The sequence below is a fragment of the Flavobacterium luteolum genome (assembly GCF_027111275.1).
Taxonomy (GTDB): Bacteria; Bacteroidota; Bacteroidia; order Flavobacteriales; family Flavobacteriaceae; genus Flavobacterium; species Flavobacterium luteolum.
In genome coordinates, this window is the sequence record NZ_CP114286.1 from 2,240,436 (window position 1) to 2,261,619 (window position 21,184).

The 21,184-nt window shown below is 32.7% G+C and carries 17 protein-coding genes and 2 tRNA genes; 9 read left to right on the top strand and 10 right to left on the bottom strand.

What is annotated here, in order from left to right:
* Window positions 1-30: 30 nt before the first annotated feature.
* From OZP10_RS09685 to OZP10_RS09695, 3 genes are all read right to left on the bottom strand, one after another.
* Window positions 31-2,439, bottom strand: coding sequence for a helicase-related protein (locus tag OZP10_RS09685; protein ID WP_281634467.1), 2,409 nt, complete (start codon window positions 2,437-2,439; stop codon window positions 31-33).
* Window positions 2,409-3,317: a Hachiman antiphage defense system protein HamA gene (locus OZP10_RS09690; RefSeq protein ID WP_281634468.1), complete on the bottom strand. Its 909-nt coding sequence runs from the start codon at window positions 3,315-3,317 to the stop codon at window positions 2,409-2,411. Before OZP10_RS09690 ends, OZP10_RS09685 begins: the two co-directional genes overlap by 31 nt.
* 239 nt (window positions 3,318-3,556) lie before the next feature.
* A complete protein-coding gene (locus tag OZP10_RS09695) occupies window positions 3,557-3,952 on the bottom strand; it encodes a helix-turn-helix domain-containing protein (RefSeq protein ID WP_198854942.1) in 396 nt (131 codons plus the stop codon).
* 178 nt (window positions 3,953-4,130) lie between these two features.
* Here OZP10_RS09695 and OZP10_RS09700 point away from each other — a divergent pair, with 178 nt between their 5' ends.
* Together OZP10_RS09700 and OZP10_RS09705 are read left to right on the top strand one after the other, a co-directional pair.
* Complete coding sequence (locus OZP10_RS09700) at window positions 4,131-4,409, top strand: hypothetical protein (RefSeq protein ID WP_281634469.1); 279 nt, start codon at window positions 4,131-4,133, stop codon at window positions 4,407-4,409.
* Window positions 4,410-4,528: 119 nt separating this feature from the next.
* Window positions 4,529-5,209 (top strand): hypothetical protein, encoded by a 681-nt coding sequence (locus OZP10_RS09705; protein ID WP_281634470.1) that lies wholly within the window; start codon window positions 4,529-4,531, stop codon window positions 5,207-5,209.
* 439 nt (window positions 5,210-5,648) lie between these two features.
* Here the strand turns inward: OZP10_RS09705 and OZP10_RS09710 are convergent.
* From OZP10_RS09710 to rseP, 3 genes are all read right to left on the bottom strand, one after another.
* Window positions 5,649-5,722: transfer RNA gene (locus OZP10_RS09710), tRNA-Asn, on the bottom strand.
* Window positions 5,723-5,761: 39 nt separating this feature from the next.
* A tRNA-Asn gene (locus tag OZP10_RS09715) sits at window positions 5,762-5,835 on the bottom strand.
* Between the two features lie 83 nt (window positions 5,836-5,918).
* Window positions 5,919-7,262 carry an RIP metalloprotease RseP gene (gene rseP / locus OZP10_RS09720; protein WP_177211392.1) on the bottom strand — a complete coding sequence of 448 codons (1,344 nt, stop codon included), beginning with the start codon at window positions 7,260-7,262 and terminating at the stop codon, window positions 5,919-5,921.
* A 732-nt stretch (window positions 7,263-7,994) separates the two neighbouring features.
* Here rseP and OZP10_RS09725 point away from each other — a divergent pair.
* From OZP10_RS09725 to hflX, 7 genes are all read left to right on the top strand, one after another.
* A complete protein-coding gene (locus tag OZP10_RS09725) occupies window positions 7,995-9,065 on the top strand; it encodes an NADH:flavin oxidoreductase/NADH oxidase (protein ID WP_281634471.1) in 1,071 nt (356 codons plus the stop codon).
* A gap of 218 nt (window positions 9,066-9,283) precedes the next feature.
* Window positions 9,284-10,327 carry a Gfo/Idh/MocA family oxidoreductase gene (locus OZP10_RS09730; protein ID WP_281634472.1) on the top strand — a complete coding sequence of 348 codons (1,044 nt, stop codon included), beginning with the start codon at window positions 9,284-9,286 and terminating at the stop codon, window positions 10,325-10,327.
* A 258-nt stretch (window positions 10,328-10,585) separates the two neighbouring features.
* The gene (locus tag OZP10_RS09735; protein WP_177211378.1) at window positions 10,586-11,806 is read left to right on the top strand and encodes an MFS transporter; all 1,221 of its coding nucleotides are present in this window, start codon (window positions 10,586-10,588) and stop codon (window positions 11,804-11,806) included.
* Window positions 11,807-12,022: 216 nt separating this feature from the next.
* Window positions 12,023-14,842 carry a carboxypeptidase-like regulatory domain-containing protein gene (locus OZP10_RS09740; protein ID WP_281634473.1) on the top strand — a complete coding sequence of 940 codons (2,820 nt, stop codon included), beginning with the start codon at window positions 12,023-12,025 and terminating at the stop codon, window positions 14,840-14,842.
* Between the two features lie 17 nt (window positions 14,843-14,859).
* Window positions 14,860-16,194: a DUF5689 domain-containing protein gene (locus tag OZP10_RS09745; RefSeq protein ID WP_281634474.1), complete on the top strand. Its 1,335-nt coding sequence runs from the start codon at window positions 14,860-14,862 to the stop codon at window positions 16,192-16,194.
* A 136-nt stretch (window positions 16,195-16,330) separates the two neighbouring features.
* Window positions 16,331-17,188 carry a hypothetical protein gene (locus OZP10_RS09750; RefSeq protein ID WP_177211375.1) on the top strand — a complete coding sequence of 286 codons (858 nt, stop codon included), beginning with the start codon at window positions 16,331-16,333 and terminating at the stop codon, window positions 17,186-17,188.
* A gap of 164 nt (window positions 17,189-17,352) precedes the next feature.
* The gene (gene hflX / locus OZP10_RS09755) at window positions 17,353-18,585 is read left to right on the top strand and encodes a GTPase HflX (RefSeq protein ID WP_281634475.1); all 1,233 of its coding nucleotides are present in this window, start codon (window positions 17,353-17,355) and stop codon (window positions 18,583-18,585) included.
* 142 nt (window positions 18,586-18,727) lie between these two features.
* Here the strand turns inward: hflX and OZP10_RS09760 are convergent, their stop codons facing one another.
* From OZP10_RS09760 to OZP10_RS09775, 4 genes are all read right to left on the bottom strand, one after another.
* Window positions 18,728-19,678 (bottom strand): DUF3078 domain-containing protein, encoded by a 951-nt coding sequence (locus tag OZP10_RS09760; protein ID WP_281634476.1) that lies wholly within the window; start codon window positions 19,676-19,678, stop codon window positions 18,728-18,730.
* Between the two features lie 78 nt (window positions 19,679-19,756).
* Window positions 19,757-20,266 carry a DUF2480 family protein gene (locus OZP10_RS09765; RefSeq protein ID WP_177211372.1) on the bottom strand — a complete coding sequence of 170 codons (510 nt, stop codon included), beginning with the start codon at window positions 20,264-20,266 and terminating at the stop codon, window positions 19,757-19,759.
* 79 nt (window positions 20,267-20,345) lie between these two features.
* Window positions 20,346-20,669, bottom strand: a complete 324-nt coding sequence (locus tag OZP10_RS09770; protein ID WP_012023258.1) for an SUF system Fe-S cluster assembly protein — start codon at window positions 20,667-20,669, stop codon at window positions 20,346-20,348.
* Between the two features lie 87 nt (window positions 20,670-20,756).
* Window positions 20,757-21,182 (bottom strand): SufE family protein, encoded by a 426-nt coding sequence (locus tag OZP10_RS09775; protein WP_281634477.1) that lies wholly within the window; start codon window positions 21,180-21,182, stop codon window positions 20,757-20,759.
* Window positions 21,183-21,184: the final 2 nt, after the last annotated feature.

Sequence of the window (21,184 nt, forward strand, 5' to 3'; positions counted from 1 at the left end):
TGGATTGCGGCGCTTTTTTGTTGAATAAAATTATTCTTCAATTATTTTTTTTATTCTTTGGTATATTTGTTTTTCATAATTATCAAACCTATCTAATAATCTTCTTCTTTCAGATTCGTTATTTGAATCATAATAGTTTATAATATTTTGCGGTACACCATAATCACTAGCAGTTCTTGCCTCGGGAGTAAATGCATTGTATTCAAGTTTAATGAGTAACTTATCAATACCAATGACATCTGCGAAATCTTTATTTTGCTGCTTGGAAATATAAAATTTGTACATTAGATTAAAAACTCCAATGTATTTTACTAATTGATATTTAAATGTATTGAAAACTAAGGTTGATGTGATTCTCATAGCAGAATTGACAGCATTTTTAGTTTCCTTTTCAATGTCAAATAATTTATTTTTTTTAGTAGCATCTTCAGCTCTTTTATTGATATTATCCATGAGCCTTTTAAAGTTATAACTGTAAACGCCTTCATACCCATTATAGATGTAACTAACTAGAGATGCAATAAGTACCGAAAATGTCTCTCCTTTTTTAGTATTGTATTTTCGTTCAATTAAAAAATATAAATTATTATTTTCAATAGTGAGTTCTTTTATAACATCTAATATTTCTTGAAAACCAATTTGATTTAATACTAAAAAAGGTCCAGAATTTAAATCATGAATTAAAGTATTTATTCTTTTATGAGATTCAGCATTTAGATTATTAATAGCGTCATATATTTTTATTTTATCTCTTTTGCTGATTACTTTAAATTGAGAAAGTATTTCTTCTGGAATGTCTCTATCTTCTTGTAAAATTTTAATCTCTGCAAGTCTTTGTTTACTTGTTTCATTTAGATATTCAAGAGGAGTCATCTCATCATCAATTTCTTTTCTTTCATTCAATAATTGATAATTCTTGTGCTCAATTTGATTCCCAACTTCATTTATTACATTAAGAAACTCCTCTTCTAGAGAAATTACACGCCCCTTAAAGTGTTCCATAAATCGCCCGGCTCTTCCAGCAATATTTTTTGCATCAAAGGTTAATAAGGGCTTTCCATTAGTGCCAGCCCCTTTTTCACTTTTGTAAACAATCATATTTTTGGCAGTGGTATTTACACCTTCGGTTATTGTAGTTGTGGAAGTTAGTATATTTACATTTGACTCTTTTGTGTTAAACAAGTTTACTATTTCTTTTTGAATATATTTTGGCACAACACCATGATGTACTGCAATTCCTTTTTCTAAGGATTCAATTACAACCCACCTGTTGTCATATTTATTTTTTAAATGGTCAATAAATGCTTGAAAGAAATTTGTGTCTATATTAGATCTTTCATATTCATTTGCCACTTTTTCAGCATTGGCTTGGGTATTACAATAGACTATTGCATTTTCATCTGCTAATAGAATTTGATCCAAGATTTCCTGCATTCTTGATCTTTTAGTCTTCTTTTTTGTAAAATCAAAATTTACACCATCAATATTTATTTCTGTTTTTACATTTTCAATTTCTGTTTTACTAACCTTGACGATTTCATATTCATTTCTTAAAAGTTTGGTTATTTTAAAGTCATTTAAGAATAAATCAAATGAAGGGTTATAACCTGGTGATTTTTTTTCAAATATTTCAATGTATGGTCCTGCAAGCAATAAATCTACTTTTGTATATTGTGATAGCCCATAAAATATTGCCATTCTGTAAGCAACATCTCGTTCATTTTCTTTTGCTTCATCATCAATAACGTATCCATTATCAATTTTATAAACTTCATCTACGAAAATAAAGTCTATTAATAAAGATGTATTGTTTTTGTCTAAAAAGGATAAAAATCTTTCAGGGGTAAAAATGAAAATATTATATATTCCATAATCGGAATCTATATCACTCAATGTATGAATTTTATAATCAAGCGGAAAAACAATTCGACCTTCTTTAATCTTCGATAGATTTTCTGACAATAATGCAATGCTAGGAAATATTAGAACAATATTTTTATATTTCATTTTTTTTATCACTTCGTAAACTAAATGTGTTTTTCCAAATGATGTTGAAGCCGAAAGAAAATATCTGTTTTGTTTTTGAACTTCAAATAAATTAAGAATATCCATTTGAAACTTGTGAAGTTTTGAGTCTTCGTCGGTGAATAATGAGGATTCATAAAATAATGATGAAAAAGTACTTAAGCCTATATTTTCATCGTCAATTGAAGAAGAATAACTGGAATTAAATTTATCCAGCACATCATAATATTGAGGAACTCCAACTTTATTTGACAAATAAATCAAGAATCTTTTGTCCGAATCATCAAGTTCTTCATCTTTAATGAAATCAAAAAAATCACAAACTTCATCTAGTAGTTTGTGCATTGGTATGTTGCCACTATTGTATGAATTTAGTGCTTTTACTACATTAAGGGTTCTTTCTTGTCTATCCATTTTATAATTGTTTCTTTAGATGATTTTACATCATCAATTGGAATCAGAATAAAAAATATTGAGTGTTCGATAGTTATTTGATCAAATTTTATATGATTATAATTATCATTAATATGCTTAATTGCAGTCTTAATCGTTTCATTATAATCGTTATTAATTTTGTTAAACGTTACAAGAATAGGGTATACTAATTTTATTTCATTTTTAATTAACTCGTCTGCTAATGAATCAATTATGCATTTTTCCCACTGATCAAGTATTTTATAAAGTTTTGAGCTCTTATCTGTAATATTACCTTTTTTTTGAAGAATTGTTGTAAAGTTCGTATTAACTAAATAATCATCTGAAATTGCCTTTTCTATGTTTTTAAAAACACTATCGATCGCGTCTTCACAATCTTCATAAAATTTGGTTTCTCCAAACCAAAGCTCAATTTCATTGTCTTTTTGAATTAAATGGAAAGAATCATATCCAGTTACTTCTGATTTTTTTTGTATGTCATAGAAATACCCTCTAGAAACTAAAGTGTTTGTATTGTAAAAGTGATGAAGTACAGTACATAGTAATGCCTCTCCGTAAATCCCTAATCTTCTTTTTGCTAAATCAGTTGCAGTATAATTGTATTTAAATTTAGTATTAAATGCTTTGATAAACATTTTCTGATGATCTCCGTCCAGTAATTGAAATTCATCATATGCATAATACAAGATACTTTCATAAATAATCCTATTTAAATCTTCAGCATCAATATTTTTATAACAATCATCATTCAAATCTTTATGAGTTATACAAGTTTTATCTATACCCAAAGTAGAATGGGATAATTTATACTCTAATATAAGTGTCTTGTCTATTAGCTTTTTTAGACTGTCTTTCATTTTGCATACTTTAAGAGTCGAAAAATTTGCTTGTAAATAAAGAATTTTAAATATTATTACATACAGTATAAACACCTGTTTTATGCACAGGAATTATATACAAAGAGCATAGCATCTATAAATCTTAATTATTGATAAAGATAAAGTGTTTGTTTTTTATTATTTTACGGGTTTCCATAAAACAAAAAAAGAGGTACAAATAAAGTACCTCTTTTTTATTATATATTTTTCAAAGAAATCTACTTCCCCTTCATCAACCTCTCCAAATACTCCACTTTATCCTTTTCAGCTTGAACCAAACGCTCGTAAAGTTCCACAACTTTATCAAGTGGATTGAAGTTGCAATTATGGTTTACAGTTGGTCCGCTATGAATAACAGAACCTTCGTGATTATTTTGAATGTTGTTTAATACAACTTCGTCGCTATAATTCTTAATTGCATCAGCCGAAACACCTAAAGCTTCTGCAATAGAGTTTAATCTTTCATCGTCAACATTCTCGCTTCCTTCAATGGTAGAAACGTATTGTTGGCTAACACCTATTGCAATCGCAAGTGCTTCTTGTTTCATTCCTCTAAGCTCTCTAATACGGCTTATGTTTCTCCCGATATGTTTTGGTTTTGTTGCTGTGCTCATACTTCAAAGATATTAAAAATCCTTAAAAATTAGGAATATAGTAAAATACAATCTTTTTGCTTGTGAGATAAAATCGTAATCTATTTTGTTAGAATGTATTCTATTGTTTATTTAGCCGAAACAAAAATACAATTTTTCGTACAATAATTATTCATAACCAAAACCATAAATAAACGCCATGAAAACAGAAAGCGAAAGCAATGCAAATCAAAACAAAATAATAGAATCGATAGCTAGATTAATATCAGATATTGGTTTCGACGGAGAATATAAAAACCATACAGAATATTTAAACGAGATTTTTGAGCATCTTCTAGAAACAGAATCGGGAGACAGCCGTTCTTTACGAATTAAAATGCTTAGTTGCATTAGAACCAGTAAAATGCTGGCAAAAGCACTAGAACCATTTTCAGATGAAGAAATACAAAATGCCTGCCTTCAAATGACATATGAGTAAAAAGAAGCACTTTATCGGCTTTCTAAGTAATTCGTGGTTAGAATAAAAGCTAACTAAAAGAAAATCAGTAACTTTAGGCTGAGTTTTTTAATTGGGGCATCTAATTTTATTCAAAAATCATGAAAAAGTATGAAGCAATTTTATGTACACTTGCGTTCGTATTTTCTCTCGGCTGTTTTGCTCAGCGCACCAACCATGCCTCCGCTTCTCCAGCAACAGGAAAAACGACACTATTGACGGATAGTCTTTCTACGGGTGATTATGTCATACAATCGTATTATGTCGAAGAAAGAATAAATAAGCTTTTTGGAGGTAGAATTATTACCTACCAAGTTTCAAAGCTGGACATGGTCGATACTTACGATCTTGGGCCAAATAATACAAGAACGGTAATTCCGAATTACGTAAAAAGAAAACCAAAAGTAGCTCCAAATAAAATTGAAGCCAAAGCGCTTGTTGCAAGTTCGTCTGCTTCTCTAGAGCCAGTTAAGGTAGAAGTTACGGCTCCTTCAACTATATCCTCAAAATTTGTAAGCGTTAATGTAGTCGACACCTACGAAAAAGTGATTGATAAAGGGTATAAATCTATCGATATGCTGAAAAAAGTAGCAGACCGTTTTTATTTTGAAGGCAATCTTAGTGCTGCGGCGGGCTATTACACGCAATTATTTGAAGAAGCCAAAGATTTAGAGGTTATTTACTATTATAGATATGCTCAGTCCTTAAAAGCAATAAATGAAAATGAAAAAGCAAATACTTTAATGAAAAGGTTCAAGAGCGAAACTTTGACAATGAAATAGTTTGTTTTAACCGCAAAGGGCGCTAAGGTTTTACGCAAAGTTTCCCTAACCGCAATCCCGATAGCTATCGGGAGCTAAGATTTACGCAAAGAGCACAAAGGTTATTTTGAGGTTAAATCTAAAGATTAAGTTCGCAAAGCTTTGTGTTTATAAAGTTTTGCGAATTTTTTTGTTTTACCTACAGTTTGTCATACTGAGGAACGAAGGATCACACTCGCATATCGACAAAGATCGGCAGACTTTGCGATCTCTTTTATAGATTCCTATTAAGTCTCAGAAAAAAAACACTTAGCATCCTCTGCGTTAAATCTTTGCGAACTTTGCGTAAAACCTTGCGAACTTTGCGGTTAAATAAACAATCCTATTATTGGAATTTGGAATTTTTAAACTTTGGAATTTGAACAAAAAAAAAGACCATCATTTCTGATAGTCTTTTTTGCTCCCCCTCTTGGGCTCGAACCAAGGACCCTCTGATTAACAGTCAGATGCTCTAACCAACTGAGCTAAGGAGGAATCACCTTAAAAGGTTAATATGTTTGCTAAAAAAAGTTGCTCCCCCTCTTGGGCTCGAACCAAGGACCCTCTGATTAACAGTCAGATGCTCTAACCAACTGAGCTAAGGAGGAAAGTGTTGCTCTTTTTAGCGAGTGCAAATATAAAACTATTTTTAGTTTCTCAAAAACATTTTCACTCTTTTTTTGACTTTTTTTTACTTGCCTACAATGGCTTTGTAAATGTCGTTACCGTTAGCAAATAGTAGTAGTGAAATAAGTAAAACAAAACCAACCATTTGCGCATTCTCTAGGAATTTATCGCTCGGTTTTTTGCCACTTACAATTTCATACAATAAAAACATTACGTGACCACCATCAAGTGCCGGAATTGGCAATAAATTCATAACTCCAAGCATAATCGACAATAAAGCTGTGATTGACCAAAATACTTCCCAGCTCCAAGAACTTGGAAAAATGTTGTAAATCGCAGCAAAACCACCCACTTGTTTGTAAGCTTTAGTTTCTGGATTAAAAATCATTTTCAATTGTTTTCCGTAACTTACCAATTGATCTTTTCCTTTTTCAAGGCCAACTGGAATAGATTCGAAGAAACCATATTCTTTTGTACTTATTTTATAGTATCCTAGTTTTTCTAATGATTTCATGTCTAAACCACCAGAAACAACACCTAATTTACCATCGTTAGTAACTTTTAGAGTAATTGGAGTTTCTTTTAGATCACGTAAAACAACTGCAGGAATTTGCTTTCCTTTGTTCATATCCAAAACAGCTTTAGCTTCATCAAAATATTTAATTTTTTGTCCGTTAAGAGAAAGAATCAAATCTTTTGGTTTTAAATTTTGGTTTGGAGAATCTTCCGCAATTTGGCTAATTGCAAAAGGTCTACGAATTCCAACAAGAAGCCCTTTTTCTGTTTTAGAAAGCTGATCTATAAAATCAGTTGGCATTTTTAGTGTTTGCTGTTGTCCGTTTCTTTCAATCAAAACCTCTTTAGCCATGATAATATTAATATTCATGTCTTTGTCAAAATTTTCTACAGATTTACCATCAATAGAAATAATTTTGTCACCTGTTTTAAAACCTGCTTTAAGCATCACTGGATTTTCAATCAGGACACCATCTTTTAAGTCAGCATTAGCAATATAAGTATCTCCGTACGCGAAAGCCATTCCGATATAAATAATAAAAGCCAGGATAAAGTTTACAGTAACACCACCAAGCATAATAATTAAACGTTGCCAAGCTGGTTTAGTACGAAATTCCCAAGGCTGAGGCGGAAGCTCCATTTGCTCTTTGTCCATACTTTCATCAATCATTCCAGAAATTTTCACATAACCACCAAGAGGAAGCCATCCGATACCATATTCTGTTTCTCCGATTTTCTTTTTGAATAGTGAATATTTAACATCAAAAAACAAGTAAAATTTTTCGACTCTAGTTTTAAACAATTTAGCAGGGATAAAATGCCCTAATTCATGAAGAATAATAAGTAAAGATAAACTCAATAGAAATTGAGAGAGTTTGATAACTATATCCATTTTTTGTTTTTAATTCGTATTTAACGCACAAAAGTAGCGTTTTCTATTTTAATATAAGAGTGCAAGATAGTGTTTAAGGTTTTAAATGTTTGTTAATAATTAAGGTAAGTTTTTACAAATCAATTAAACGTTATTTTATTAGTAGCCTATTTGCTGATTATGTTACAAACATAATGCCTTACTATATAATAGTGTTGATTTTACAAAAAAAAAGGGAATTTTAAATTAATGTTTCAAAATTAAATTTGTAAGATATTTTCTTATATTTGATTTACAAACAACAAAAAAAATGATTATGGAAGATATTTTTGAAAAAACGCCAACAGCATTAAAGGTTATGTATACTGCTTTTATTTTGATAGCTGCAGCCTATTTTGCGGGTTACATTTTTGGAAAATTCTTTTCTGCTTAAAATAGATAGAACCTTTGATGAGGTTAATAAAAATCATGAATTTTAAAAAATTATAATATGAAGTTTTTCAAAAGCAACTCGTTTTATGTTTTGGTCTTAGCCTTTATAGTTATGGTATTAATGGCTTATGCATTTGATAAAGGAGAAATTCTTGGCATTGCAATGGCTAAATTTCATTGATTAAAATGAATGAGATGTGATTTAAATGTTTGTTAATTAATAAACATTTCGAATTCTCGTTTTAACAAGATACTGTAACTTTACTTTTCGAACACTGCCTTACTCATTGGTAGTATAAACTCATTAAAAGTTACAAGTATATGGCAACGAAATTATTTTCTCCGCTTACTATAAAAAATATCACTTTAAAAAATAGAATTGCAATCTCGCCCATGTGCCAGTATTCTGCAATTGACGGATTTGCAAACGATTGGCATCTGGTTCATTTAGGAAGCCGTGCCAGCGGAGGCGCTGCACTAATTATTCAAGAAGCAACAGCGGTTTCTCCAGAAGCGAGAATTTCTCCAGCCGATTTAGGAATTTGGAAAGACGAACACATGGAAAAACTAAAGCAGATTAACGCTTTTATAGTTTCCCAAAATTCGATTCCAGGAATTCAATTAGCACATGCAGGAAGAAAAGCGAGTGTTTCGGCTCCGTGGTTGAGCAATAAAAAGTTAGATTTCGCTCAAGGCGGATGGCAAACCGTGGCACCAAGTGCGATTCCATATCACGACAACGAACCATTTCTTCCAGAGGCTTTAGACAAAAACGGAATCCAGAAAGTAATCTCCGATTTTAAAACAGCAACCAAAAGAGTAGTTGAAGCAGGATATCCGGTTGTAGAAATCCATGCGGCTCATGGCTATTTATTGCATCAATTTCTTTCTCCATTAACAAATGTAAGAACAGATGAATATGGCGGAAGTTTCGAAAACAGAATTCGTTTTACTTTAGAAGTTGTAGAAGCGGTTCAATCAGAATGGCCGTCAGATTTGCCTTTATTTGTTAGAATTTCGGCAACTGATTGGGCAGAAAACGGATGGAACCCAGAAGAATCTGTACAGCTTTCTAAAATATTAAAAGAAAAAGGAGTAGATTTAATCGATGTTTCGTCAGGCGGATTGGTTTCGCATCAGAAAATTACATTAGGGCCAGGTTATCAGGTTCCTTTTGCAGAAAAAGTGAAACAAGAAGCGGGAATTTCTACAGGTGCAGTTGGTTTAATTACAGAAGCCAAACAAGCGGAAGAAATCTTAAATAACAGTCAAGCCGATTTAATTTTATTTGCGAGAGAATCTTTAAGAAACCCGAATTTGCCTTTGGATTTTGCTAAAGAACTTAACGACGATATTCAATGGCCAAAACAATACGAAAGAGCTAAACTTTAAATATTTTTATAAGCCACAGATTACACAGATTAAAATTATTTTTTTAATTTTTTTTTCGCCACGAATTGCGCAAATTTTCACAAATCGTTGCGTTCAGAAACTTAAAAAAAATAGTGAAAATTTGTGTAATTGCTTCGCCAGTTCGCTATCGCTCGAGTCGTGGCAAATGAAAATCCTTTTTAATCCATATAATCTGTGGCAAAAAAAAACATAACAATATGCAAAAGATAAAGACAGCACTATTATCATACGGAATGTCGGGGAAAGTATTTCACGCTCCGTTTTTAGATATTCACGAAGGATTTGAACTTTTAGGTTCTTGGGAAAGAAGCAAAAAGCTAATTCAGGAAGATTATCCATACGTAAAAAGTTACGCATCTCTTGACGAACTTTTAGCCGACGATGTAGATTTAGTAATCGTAAATACACCAGTTGGAACACATTACGAATATGCTAAAAAAGTGCTTTTGGCAGGAAAACATGCCGTTGTAGAAAAAGCATTTACAACAACTGCAGCCGAAGCAAAAGAATTGGCAAAAATTGCAAAAGAAAAAGGTTTGAAATTGGCTGTTTTCCAGAACAGAAGATGGGACAGCGATTTTAAAACCGTTAAAAAAGTAATTGATGATGGCGTTTTAGGAGATTTGGTAGAAGCCGAATTTCATTTTGACCGATACAATCCGTTATTGAGCCCAAAAGCCCATAAAGAAACCGCAAATGATGGAGCAGGAGTTCTAAAAGATTTAGGGCCTCATATCATAGATCAGGCGGTTAGTTTGTTTGGTTGTCCAAAAGCAGTTTTTGGAGATATTCGAGTAACCAGAGAAAATTCAGTTGTAGACGACTGGATCGATTTGACTTTGTTTTATTCTAATTTCAGAGTTCGTCTAAAAGCAGGATTTTTTGTGAGAGAAGCCAATCCAGCGTATACTTTGCACGGAAAAAAAGGCTCTTTCTTAAAACCTCGAGGAGATGTTCAGGAAGATGAATTGAAAGTTGGTAAAAAGCCAAATCTAGATTCTTGGGGAACAGAAGATGAAAGCTTGCAAGGACTTTTGCACACCGAAATAAACGGTAAAATTGTGCGAGAAAAAATCCCAACGCTTCAAGGCAATTATTTTAGTTTCTTCGATGGTGTTTACGATTCGATTGCAAACGATAAAAAAGAACCTGTCACGGCAGATGAAGGTGTAAAAGTAATGCAGGTTATAGAAGCCGCAATTGCGAGTAATGCACAGCAAAAGGTAATAGGCATATCATAATACATCCCTACGGAACAATGAAATATAAATAAAAAGGGATTATCTCAAAAATTGAGATAATCCCTTTTTATTTTCTTAAAAAAATCAAACAAATTATAATTCTACTAAACCCGAAAAATCGTAATTTTAATAAGCCAAATTCAATTAAAAACCTTTGAATTTATAAACAATAACGTTGTATATTGTGGATAACCTTAGGCTTTATGCACTTTGACGAGCGTTTTTAGTATTTTTGACAACATTCCAATAAAATTCAATATGCTGATAAACATTAATCCATTATCGCTTTTTCAGACCAAAGCCAAAATCAAAAAAGTATTTAGAGAAGCCAAAGCGTCTTATTTAAATCGAATTCGTTTTGCTGTTGGAATGTTCTATTTCGGAATGGGTTTAAGTTTTGCCACTTGGGCAAGCAGAATTCCAGATATTAAAACCGCTTTGCATTTAACAGAAGGCGATTTGGGTTCTATACTTTTCGCACTTCCGGTAGGACAATTGATTATTATGCCTTTTTCGGGTAAAATGGTAACCAAATTCGGTAGCCATCGTATTCTAATTTTCTCTTTAATAATGTATGTTTTGTGCTTAATCAATTTAGGTTTGGCGACAACATCGTTACAATTGTCATTAGGATTATTTTTGTTTGGTGTGTTCGGAAATCTTGCCAATATTGCCGTAAACACGCAAGGCGTTTATACCGAAGTTTTATTTAAAAAAACAATTATGTCCTCTTTTCACGGAATGTGGAGTTTTGCAGGATTTACTGGCGCGTTGGTAGGTTTAGGAATGCTGGCTTTAAAATTAAGTCCGTTGCATCACTTTATTATTGTAGCCGGAATTGTTTTATTGATGGTAGCTTTTAATTTTAAATTTTTGGTTAGAGCCAAAGAAAAAAAGAAACCAAAGGAAGAAGGCAAAAAACTATTTGTAAAACCAGATACAGCTTTGCTTTGGCTTGGTGTTATCGGATTCTGTAGCATGGCCAGCGAAGGCGTTATGTTTGACTGGAGCGGGGTTTATTTTAAAGATATTGTAAAAGCACCTGGACCTTTGGTAGTTTTAGGTTATACTTCTTTTATGATTATGATGGCAAGCGGAAGATTTCTAGGCGACGGATTAATCAATAAATTTGGACGCGAACGCGTTATGCAGATTAGCGGTGTTATGATTTCCGCTGGACTTTTTACAGCTGTTTTTCTTCCTTATATTATTCCATGCACCATAGCTTTTATGTTTGTAGGTTTGGGCGTTGCCACAATTGTACCAACTGTTTATAGTATTGCAGGTAAAAACCCGACCGTTCCTGCGGGAGAAGCTTTAACTATTGTTTCGAGTGTAAGTTTCCTTGGTTTCTTAATGGGACCTCCAGTAATTGGGCACATTGCACAAAGTTTCGGGCTTCAGTTTTCTTTTGCCTTTATCGGAATTTTTGGTGTTCTAATCGCTTTTATGGTTTCTAAAATTAGAACAGAACAATAATAATTGACCTTTGTAAAAATGCCTTATTTTGACCATTCTTTCATTATATCAAAATAAATTTGAAAGAATTTACTTATAATTAAATATTTTGTTTATTTTTGAATTTCAAACTTCAAGCACTGAGATTTGAAATTTTCTTTTTTCCAAAAACCAATTTTATCTTTTGAATTAAGGATTCTAATCCTAGAATATATTCAAAGTTAATAATAGGTTTTAATGATAAAAAATTACGCTGTCTTCTTTATTTTATGGTTCTTTAATTTTGCTTTTTCGCAGAAAGAAATAACAGTAACAGGAATTGTTATTGATGCCCGAACACAGAATCCATTGGAAAGTGTAGTGGTGACAATACAGAATACGGCTGTAATGCAGCTTACGTCAAAAACAGGGAAATTTGAACTTCATATATTTCCCAAAAAAGAGCAGTTGCTTTTACTTAGAAGTCAGGGATACAAAGATTTTCTTTTAAAAGTTCAGTCCGATTTGGGACAAGATATTAATCTCGGCATTTTACAATTAGAAGATACTTATTCAGATGAAGTGCCAGCAGCATTGATTACGCTCTCGGATAATGATTTTTCAGATGATAACAGTTCGTCAGAAATGACTTCAGGACTTTTACAATCGTCAAGAGATGCTTTTATGCAGGCATCGGCATTCAATTGGGGGCAGGCTCGGTTTCGTATGCGTGGTTTAGACAGCGAAAATGCAATCACGATGCTTAATGGAATGCCAATGAATAAAATCTACGATGGCAGACCACAATGGGGAAATTGGGGAGGTTTAAACAATGTGCTTCGAAATCAGGAATTCTCAGTAGGAACAGCTGCTTCCAATTATACATTTGGCGGAATTTTAGGCACACAACAGATTTTTACTCGTGCTTCTTTATATAGAAAAGGAACATCATTAACGTTTTCTGGAAGTAATACCACTTATTTATGGCGGGCAATCGGAACCTACGCTTCGGGAATGAATGCTTCTGGTTGGGCTTTTGTGGTTTCGGCAGGAAAACGCTGGGCAGATGAAGGCTATTTTGAAGGTACAAATTTTGACGCAGACTCTTTTTTTCTTAGTGTCGAAAAGAAACTAAACAGCAGAAATTCAATCAATTTTACAGGGTTTTATACGCCTAATTTTCGAGGGAAGAATTCTTCTAATACTGCTGAGGTTACCGATTTAATGGGCGAAAAATACAATTCGTACTGGGGATTTCAGAATGGTGAAAAGAGAAATGCAAGAGTGAAAAATGTAGAAGAGCCACTCTTTATCCTGAATCATTATTTTAAAATTGATGATAAAACCAATCTGAATTCTGCAATTATGTATCAATTTGGAAAAGTCGGAAACAGCAACATTGATTACCAAAATGCAGACAGTCCAGATCCTGTTTATTACAGGAAAATGCCAAGTTATTTTAGTTCGCTTTATGCCAAAGATCGTGGAGAATTTTCAGGTGAATTTACTCCAGATTATGAAAATGCAGAAAAAAACAAAATAGCTTTTTTGGAACATCCACAAATCAATTGGGACGAAATGTATTTTGCTAATCAAAAAATAGGACAGAATGGTTATGAGCCAGCTAAAAGTCATTATGTACTTTACGAAGACAGAACAGATGATCAGACTTTAGCCGTAAACTCAAATTTGAATACACAGATAACTCCTAATATTTCTTTTGATGGCGGATTTACTTTTAAGAAATTAAAATCGCATAATTTTCAGTATTTATTAGATCTTCTTGGCGGAGCATACTTCGAAGATATCGATTCGTTTTACAAAGGAAGCCTATCTCAATCTGACTTACAGCACCCGGACCGTCAAGTTGTAAAAGGAGATATTTATGGATATAACTATAATTTACTGGCCAATACTTTAGATGTTTTTGCACAATTTAAATTTAGTTATAACAAAACAGAATTCTTCTTGGCACAATCGTATTCTATGTCAGATTATCAAAGAGAAGGATTATATCAAAACGGATTATATCCAACAAATTCGTTGGGTAAAAGTGAGAAAGTAAATTTTGAGAATTTTGGTTTCAAAGGAGGTTTCACCTATAAAATATCAGGAAAACAACTGTTTTTTTTTAATGCTGCACATTTTACCAGAGCACCTTCGCTTCGAAATACATTTTCAAATTCACGTTTAAATAATACTATCGTTGACGGAATTGAAAGTGAAAATATTAGTAGCGCTGAGGTTAATTACATATACCGATTGGCGAAGCTTAAATTGCGTTTAACTGCTTATTATGCTGCCATTAAAAATACTTCGAAAACTTCATATTTCTATGCCGAAGGAATTTTTGATAACGGTTCTGGTTATGATGCTACAAATGCATTTGTAAGTCAGACCCTAACCAATTTGGATAAGAAAAATACTGGAGCAGAATTGAGTTTTGAGTATCAAGTTTGGCCAACTTTAAAAACAACTTTATCTGCAGCATTTGGAAATTACATTTATAATAGTAATCCGAATGTGATGATTACAAACGATGCCAATAGAGCGAAAGAAGGAGCGCAAACTACTTTTGATTTTGGATCGGCATATTTAAAGAACTACAAACAGCCAGGAACTCCACAGCAAGCCTATTCATTTGGATTAGAATATCGCAATCCGAAGTTTTGGTGGATTGGGGGGAATATTAATTATTTGGCAGAAAGTTATATAGATGTTTCTCCAATTTCTAGAACATCTCAATTTTACATCAATCCAACCAATGGTTTTCCTTTTCCTGAAGCAACTTCAGAAAGAGGGAATGAATTATTAAAACAAGAAAAATTTAACCCTATTACATTATTGAATTTGAGCGGAGGAAAATCTTGGCGTATTCATAAAAAGTATGTGGGACTTTTTGCCAGTGTAAATAATGTCTTGGATCTAATATATAAAACGGGCGGTTTCGAACAGGCAAGAAATGCCAATTTTAGAGCGCTAAATCAAGACGCTTCAAGCGGAACACCATCTTTTGGTCCAAGATATTATTATGGCTATGGCCGAACTTATTTTCTAAATCTCACAATCGGGTTATAAACTGAAAGCTATTTCTCATGAAAAAATTAATTTTATTTTTTGTATTATCCTTAATCAGTTGCAGTAAAGATGTTGAAACTCCAGAATTAACCTGCACTCAACCCAACCTTACTGTAAATAAAAGCGTAGAAAAAGTCTATGAGCTTTCGGGTACAACAGCGAAGCAATATTTGTACGATGATATTATAGAAGCTTATGTAGTTTCAAGTGATGAGGGAGGCAATTTTTTTAAAACGATTTCATTGCAGACAAGAGAAACTGATGGAATTCCTGCGATTGGTTTTAGTGTTCCAGTTGATGCAACAAATACTTACATTGATTATCGTATGGGAAATAAAGTGTTTGTAAAACTTAAAAACCAATTTACAGATTTGTATTATGGAGGATTGAGGATAGGGAGTTTGTATGTAAGCAATGCTGGTGATCCAACAATTGGAAGAATTTCTCAAAATGAATACAAAAATGTACTAAATGCTTCATGTACAAATATTGACGAGAATCAGTTGGTTAAATCACTTTCTGTAGAAGAAGCGCTTTCAGATTCTAAGTTAAATACTTTGATAGAGTTAAATGATGTAGAGTTTACCGAAGCAGCATTAGGACGCCATTATTTTGAAGAATCCAATAATGTTGGAGGTTCGACGAACTGGTATTTGAGAGATAAAACAGGAAATCAGATTATTTTTAGAACCAGCAGTTATGCAAAATTTGCAGATTATGCTGTGCCGGAAGGAAGCGGAAAAGTCAAAGGAATTCTAACAAAATTTGGGACGGATTATCAATTTATGGTTCGTTACGAAAGTGATATTATAATGAATGGGAAAAGAAATACACCATTTTTTGCTGAAGATTTTCAGTCAGTTAAAAACAATGTCAATTTTGTGCTTCCTGGTTGGAGTAATATTGTTGAGAAAGCAACAAAGCTATGGAAAAGCATCGTCTATGGAGGAAATGGATATGCCGAATTTAATACCACGAGTACAACTGCAGCCGAGAATGTGGCTTGGCTTGTTTCGCCTAAAATAAATCTAACAGGGTATAAAAACGCAGTGCTTTCTTTTAGAAGTGCTCAACACGATTTAAAAGTTGATTCTCCATTAAATACTTTAGAAGTATATGTTTCAACTAATTTTGATGGTGCAAGCGTGACCAAAGCGAAATGGACAAAATTGGAAGCAAAAGTTCCAACGCTTTCGACACCTTCCCGTGAGTTTATCAGTTCTGGAGGAATTGATCTTTCTTCCTATTCTGGAAATATAAATATTGCTTTTAAATACATCGGCTCAGGAAAAGACAAAACATTAAATGGTGCTTTTATGGTAGATGACATTAAGATTTTTGGAGAGAAATAAAAGGTATTTTAAAAGAATGAAAATAATCTGTTGATTTTTAGAGTATTATTGAAAAGTTTGTAGTTTTTGTATTTCAAATTGTTAAAATCTAATTGAATTTCGTACTTTGGTCATCCCAAATCAATACAAATACCACATGAAAACCTACTTTATTGCCATCTTAATGGTGGTGTTTCCTTTCTTGATGCACAGTCAAGACAACGTTAGACTAAAGCAGATTAACATTGTAAAAACAAATTACCAAAATTCTAAAGACGGCGAAATTGTTAACAAAACAATGGCCTTTAAAGACGGTAAACTTCAAACGATTACCACTTCAGATGTTGTACAGCATTTCTACTATAACAAAAATGGCTTGCTGGATATGTCTGTAAAAGACAAAGTGGGAAGCGACTGGAAAGAAGTAATAAACTATACTTATGACGCTGATAACAATATTACCAAATTTGTAAAAAAATATCAGGAAGGACCTAATTATATTACAAAAGTAGTATCATTTGTATACGAAGGAGCGAGGGTAAAAGTAACAACGAAAAAGAGCACTAATCATCAGAATTTAGTAGATGATATTGAATATCTTGTTGAAAACGGAATTATTGTAAGACGTACTTCTCGTGATAGAAACAAGGCAATTATTGGAAAATTAGAATATGTTTATGTAAACGATAACGTGTCAAGACACAAAGGTTTGGTTGGAGACAAAATCTCAAAATCATATACTTACGATGATAAAAAATCGGTTGATCAGCTAATCGTTCAAAATCTTTTTGGGGATAATTACAAAGTAATTGTTCCGATGATTTCGTATCATGAAGAAGAGTTTGAGTTTGAATCGATTTCTTATAATAATGAAATGAATTTTAGTCCATCCTCAACAGCTTTAGTTGCGGTGAGCAGAAAATACAAATACAATAAATTAAACTACCCAATTTCTTGCTCTCAAATAGAAGAAAACGGAATTGTGAAAACGGAAAAAACTTTTATTTACGAATAAAAGTTTTAAACTTAGACCATTTATTGATTAAGTGGAACCTTGTTGAGTTTATCTTGACAGGTTCCATTTTTTTTGAAGTTTATTCTCCTAATATAAATGTAAAAACAAAATTGTATAATTGATTGTAGCAGACAAATGATTAAATTTGCACCTTATTCAAGACTATGTTAGAAAAAGAAGTTATAAATTTTGAGAGAACAGTAATTGTAGGTATCGTTACTCAGAATCAAAGTGAAGAAAAGCTAAATGAATATTTAGACGAATTGGAGTTTTTAACTTTTACCGCCGGAGGTGAAGTTATAAAACGCTTTTCGCAGAAAATGGAACGTCCTAACCCCAAGACTTTTGTGGGAACAGGAAAAATTGACGACATCAATCTTTTTGTAAAAGAAAACAAAATATCGACTGTAATTTTTGATGATGAATTAACGCCGTCACAGCAAAAAAACATCTCAAGAATTATTGACTGCAAAATTCTAGACAGAACGAACTTAATTCTAGACATTTTTGCGCAGAGAGCCGAAACTTCATACGCTAGAACTCAGGTAGAATTGGCACAATGCCAGTATTTGCTTCCGAGACTTTCTGGTTTATGGACGCACCTTGAACGTCAAAAAGGAGGTATTGGTATGCGTGGACCTGGAGAAACAGAGATTGAAACCGATAGACGTATTGTGCGTGACCGAATTTCGTTATTGAAAGATAAAATCAAAACGATCGACAAGCAAATGAGCATTCAACGAAGTAATCGTGGTGCAATGGTTCGTGTTGCTCTAGTTGGATATACCAATGTTGGGAAATCGACTTTGATGAATGCAATTGGTAAAAGTGATGTTTTTGTAGAGAATAAATTGTTTGCAACTTTAGATACAACAGTTAGAAAAGTGGTGATTAAAAACCTTCCTTTTTTACTTTCTGATACGGTTGGATTTATTCGAAAACTGCCAACACAATTGGTAGATTCGTTTAAAAGTACTCTAGATGAGGTTCGTGAAGCCGATTTATTACTGCATGTAGTAGATATTTCGCATCCAGATTTTGAAGATCATATCGAATCTGTAAACAAGACTTTGCAGGAAATAAAAAGCAACGACAAACCAACGATTATGGTTTTTAATAAAATCGATGCTTACAAACATCTTACTATTGACGAAGATGATTTGATTACTGAAAGAACGAGAAGACACTGGACGCTTGATGAATGGAAACAAACTTGGATGAGCAACGTAGGCCATGATAAAGCGCTGTTTATTTCGGCTAGAAACAAAGAAAATTTCGAAGAATTCAGAGAAACAGTTTATGAAGCTGTTCGCCAGATTCATATAACACGCTTTCCTTATAATAATTTCTTGTATCCTGACTATAAGGATGCAGTTGAAAAAGATGACGAAGAATAAAATGAAAAAAAGCTTTTGATAAATTCAAAAGCTTTTTTGTTTTGCCACAGATTAAGGGATTATTTAGATTGAAAAATCCTTTTAAATCTTTTAATCTGTGGCATTAATAATTTTATATGCCGGAATCTAGTACGATGGATAATTAAAATCCAAAATTAACTCCTAAACCAAAGACTTCTCTAGTTTGGAGTCCTGCAAATGCATTATCATCATAAATAGCCTGAAACGATAAATTAGCAGATAAAAACTTGTTGATTTTCATTATAATATTTAGCGAATAATTGATATCGACATTTTGTGGGTCTTCAAGATAATTTGAATAAAGATTAAGCGTGTTTTCGGCAGTGACGTTTGTCATGATTGCTAATTTGTAATAAACGGAAGCATAAAAACCAAGCTCGTAACGGATACTTTTGCCTTCGTCAACACCAAAATAACTGCCATCTACATATGGTAATCCAGTAAATCTATCAATTCCAGTTGTATAAGCACTGTCTACAAAAGTGAATTTTGAAGTTAGCGGTGCAAAATTTATTTTAAGATTGTCATCTTTTGTCCAGTAAATACCAGGACCTGTGGTAAGATATCCAGGAGACATAAATTTGGTTTGTTCAGTCCTGATTTGCTTTCCATTGTCATCTTGACCATAAATATAACCGGTTGAAAATTGTGTTCTAAAATTTAGAAAGTAGGAGTAGTACCATTCGCCAAAAGCTTTTTTTCCAACTATGGAATTGAACTCTAAGCGGTCATCTGTTTTTTTTGTGAAGTCATCGTTTTTGGTTTGAAGAAGACCGTACGATGCTAAAATTTTGTTGTCCCAAGTTAAGCCATCTTTTTTGTAATTGAAATCATAATTGATTCCTAATGTTCCAGAAAAGCTGTCTTCACCTCCTGCAATCCAATTGTTAAAACTCGATTGATTCAGTAAAAGGGAAACAGTTCCTTTTGTTTTCCAGCCTTCGCCTTCGATAGTATCGTTAATTTTTTTTACTGCCTTTTCAGTATTCTGAATTAACTCTTTTTCTGAATTTTGGGCTTGTACAAACGTGAAGTTTACTAAAATGAAAAGTAATAGAGTTAGCTTTCTCATGGTTTTTAGTTTAGAGTGTATAATCAAATATACTAAAAACCAATGGAAAGTTAAAGATTACTATACTGTTAATGCAGGTTATTTCTTAGATTCTTTGTATAATGGCACTGCAGAACATGCTTCGCCGTACATAATACTGCGGGCAAATGGCTGTAAATAGTTTGTAGCTAAAATATACGCACGCATAGGAACGGGTTTTCTAGAACAGCCTTTTACAATTACGGGTTTGTTTTGGTAAACAGAATAATCAATTTTGCTTAAAATTTCTTCATAAAGGCTTGCGTCAAGATCTTCAATAGTTCCGTTGACTACTTTTTTTGCAAAAGGCGCTAAATGAACGCTAACCAAAATTAATGCCCAAGCGGGAATTATAGCATCTGTACTGCAGTGTACAGCAACATATTGATCCTGATATTGTGACCAATCGTGATTTTTAAGATGCTCTCTAAAGTCTTTTTCTTTCAATAAAAATCCTTCCAAAAGCCATTGCGAAATGTCAATTTGCACACGCATTCCTTTTGGATAATAATCCTCAAGATCAAAAACTTCTAAAGCACTATTGGCAACTTTATTGATGATTTCTTCCATATGAAAAATGATTTCAAGTTTAAAGTTTCAGGTTTCACGTTATGCAAAACTTGAAACTTTAAACCTGAAACAAATATTTTTAAAGCATTCCTAATTCTAACTTCGCTTCTTCGCTCATTAAATCTTTGCTCCAAGGCGGATCAAAAGTGATTTCTACGTCAACATCTTTAATATTTTCGATAGTTTTTACTTTTTCTTCAACTTCTCTTGGTAAGCTTTCTGCAACTGGGCAATTTGGTGAAGTAAGTGTCATCAGGATTTTTACTTCGTAATCTGTGTTTACCATTACATCGTAAATTAATCCTAATTCGTAAATATCTACAGGAATCTCAGGATCGTAAATTCCTTTTAAAACTCTTACGATTGATTCTCCTAATTCGTTTGTGTCTATTTCTTGTTCCATTTTGTTATTTGTTTTTTTGCCACGAATTTCACAAATTTCCCGAATTAAAAATTAGTGTTCATTCGTGTAATTTGTGGCAGAAGAAATTTAATTTTTGTTTTTTGCGTCAAAAGCCAAAGCGTACATTTTGATGTTTTTTATCATCGAAACCAATCCGTTGGCGCGTGTTGCGGATAAATGTTCTTTTAAGCCGATTTCGTCTATAAAATCAGTATCAGCTTCTAAGATATCTTTTGCCTTTTGATTGGAGAAAGCACGAATTAAAATTGCAATAATTCCTTTTGTCAAAATAGCATCACTATCTGCCGTAAAAACAATTTTATCATCTTGCTGTTCACCTTGCAGCCAAACTTTAGACTGACAGCCTTTGATTAAATTATCGTCGGTTTTGTATTCTTCTTTAATTAACGGAAGACTTTTTCCTAGTTCGATGATATACTCATAACGCTGCATCCAGTCGTCGAACATTGAAAATTCGTCTATTATTTCGTTTTGTATTTCTTTTATTGTCATAA

What these genes read in the sequence shown, in the direction of transcription:
- OZP10_RS09765 (WP_177211372.1), bottom strand. Translation starts at nt 20,266, where the DNA reads ATGGAAGAAATCATCAATAAAGTTGCCAATAGTGCTTTAGAAGTTTTT.
- OZP10_RS09690 (WP_281634468.1), bottom strand. Translation starts at nt 3,317, where the DNA reads ATGAAAGACAGTCTAAAAAAGCTAATAGACAAGACACTTATATTAGAG.
- OZP10_RS09760 (WP_281634476.1), bottom strand. Translation starts at nt 19,678, where the DNA reads ATGAGAAAGCTAACTCTATTACTTTTCATTTTAGTAAACTTCACGTTT.
- OZP10_RS09700 (WP_281634469.1), top strand. Translation starts at nt 4,131, where the DNA reads ATGAAAACAGAAAGCGAAAGCAATGCAAATCAAAACAAAATAATAGAA.
- rseP (WP_177211392.1), bottom strand. Translation starts at nt 7,262, where the DNA reads ATGGATATAGTTATCAAACTCTCTCAATTTCTATTGAGTTTATCTTTA.
- OZP10_RS09730 (WP_281634472.1), top strand. Translation starts at nt 9,284, where the DNA reads ATGCAAAAGATAAAGACAGCACTATTATCATACGGAATGTCGGGGAAA.
- OZP10_RS09775 (WP_281634477.1), bottom strand. Translation starts at nt 21,182, where the DNA reads ATGACAATAAAAGAAATACAAAACGAAATAATAGACGAATTTTCAATG.
- OZP10_RS09750 (WP_177211375.1), top strand. Translation starts at nt 16,331, where the DNA reads ATGAAAACCTACTTTATTGCCATCTTAATGGTGGTGTTTCCTTTCTTG.
- OZP10_RS09725 (WP_281634471.1), top strand. Translation starts at nt 7,995, where the DNA reads ATGGCAACGAAATTATTTTCTCCGCTTACTATAAAAAATATCACTTTA.
- OZP10_RS09735 (WP_177211378.1), top strand. Translation starts at nt 10,586, where the DNA reads ATGCTGATAAACATTAATCCATTATCGCTTTTTCAGACCAAAGCCAAA.
- OZP10_RS09685 (WP_281634467.1), bottom strand. Translation starts at nt 2,439, where the DNA reads ATGGATAGACAAGAAAGAACCCTTAATGTAGTAAAAGCACTAAATTCA.
- OZP10_RS09705 (WP_281634470.1), top strand. Translation starts at nt 4,529, where the DNA reads ATGAAAAAGTATGAAGCAATTTTATGTACACTTGCGTTCGTATTTTCT.
- OZP10_RS09695 (WP_198854942.1), bottom strand. Translation starts at nt 3,952, where the DNA reads ATGAGCACAGCAACAAAACCAAAACATATCGGGAGAAACATAAGCCGT.
- OZP10_RS09770 (WP_012023258.1), bottom strand. Translation starts at nt 20,669, where the DNA reads ATGGAACAAGAAATAGACACAAACGAATTAGGAGAATCAATCGTAAGA.
- OZP10_RS09745 (WP_281634474.1), top strand. Translation starts at nt 14,860, where the DNA reads ATGAAAAAATTAATTTTATTTTTTGTATTATCCTTAATCAGTTGCAGT.
- OZP10_RS09740 (WP_281634473.1), top strand. Translation starts at nt 12,023, where the DNA reads ATGATAAAAAATTACGCTGTCTTCTTTATTTTATGGTTCTTTAATTTT.
- hflX (WP_281634475.1), top strand. Translation starts at nt 17,353, where the DNA reads ATGTTAGAAAAAGAAGTTATAAATTTTGAGAGAACAGTAATTGTAGGT.